Origin of the sequence: Collinsella sp. HCP3S3_E5 (assembly GCF_052067635.1) — a bacterium.
Classification (GTDB): Bacteria; Actinomycetota; Coriobacteriia; order Coriobacteriales; family Coriobacteriaceae; genus Collinsella.
This window is the reverse complement of sequence record NZ_JBQHQF010000067.1, coordinates 1-611: the sequence shown is the minus strand read 5'-3', so window position 1 is coordinate 611 and position 611 is coordinate 1. Positions and strand designations below refer to the sequence as shown.

The 611-nt window shown below is 67.4% G+C and carries 1 protein-coding gene; it reads right to left on the bottom strand.

Going from position 1 to position 611, the window contains the following annotated elements; translation table 11 throughout:
- Positions 1 to 39 precede the first annotated feature (39 nt).
- Positions 40 to 611: hypothetical protein (locus tag ACTM82_RS09015; RefSeq protein WP_441088554.1), on the bottom strand; the 572-nt coding region annotated here is incomplete at its 5' end.

Sequence of the window (611 nt, the reverse complement as noted above, 5' to 3'; positions counted from 1 at the left end):
GCAGGCGTCAGGGCATCCACGACAGCATCAGCGAGCGGGTCAGACATCAGTCAGCACCCCCCACCCAGCCGAAGCCGTGAGCTGCATCAGACCATCCACCAGCGGCATCCTGATGCCTGTGATCAGCGCATCGATCGTCCTGGTCGGCAGCCGCAGCCGCAGCGTGTCCAGCACATCCAGCGCCGGGTCGGGAGCGCACGTCACGGTGAGGGTTTGGCGGCGCGCCGCCCGAGCCTTCGCCGCCATTGTCTGCGCAGCTACCGCGCATTGCGCGTTTGTCCTCATCAGAGGGGAGTGCAGAAACTCAGGCACCCGACCAAACCCAGACGCGTCCCACGCCAACGGCCCGGAGCGCTCGAACTCGGCCCCCCGCAACGGCTCGCCAGACTCAGATTCCGAGGTCACCACCCAGCCATTGCGGAGCCCGTCCCGGTCCATCACCGGCACCCACTCCACCACATCGGCGGCAGACGCCTCCCACACCTGACCAGACCCAGCATCCGGGACGCCCTGGAGCACTCCGGCACGATCCACCACAGCCACCAAGCCAGCCAGACGCATCACCGACAGCAGCGCATCCATGCGGGACTCGGAGTACTCCACCGACGACG